Below are 397 nucleotides of genomic sequence, written 5' to 3'. Positions count from 1 at the left end.
CCTCGGTGGTGATCATGTAAATCAGCAGACGAGGGCGCTGGATGGCGTGGGTCACCAGCTCCTGCTCACTGAGCGACCGGATATCGATGTCCTCTTCTCGACCCCCCTCCTGCTCCGCTCGCCAAAGGCGCCCCTTCTGAATCTCTTCGGGCGTGAGGGTGGAGCGAAGATCTCCGGGCGAAGCAACGCGCCTGTTGCCGAGCTGGTAGATCTGGCGGTCCTCGAATTTCTGGATCCGGTTGCGGATGGTGCCTCGCACCCTGTGGCCGCCGGGGAGCGAGATGTCCGGGCCGCGACCGCTGATGACCGTGACCGTCCACAGTTCCCCATCAGGGACACCGAGGAGAGCTTCGGCGAGCTGAGCCGGCCCGGACCCGTTCGGGGAGCCGAAGAAGGG

Annotated in this window: 1 protein-coding gene; it reads right to left on the bottom strand. The window is 65.2% G+C overall.

What is annotated here, in order from left to right; translation table 11 throughout:
• Positions 1 to 397: hypothetical protein (locus EO139_RS21510; RefSeq protein ID WP_164739969.1), on the bottom strand; the 397-nt coding region annotated here is incomplete at both ends.

It is taken from the genome of Xanthomonas sp. BRIP62411 (genome assembly GCF_003993525.1).
GTDB lineage: Bacteria > Pseudomonadota > Gammaproteobacteria > Xanthomonadales > Xanthomonadaceae > Xanthomonas > Xanthomonas euroxanthea.
The sequence above is the reverse complement of the archived record's forward strand: the minus strand, read 5'-3'. Positions and strand labels throughout refer to the sequence as shown.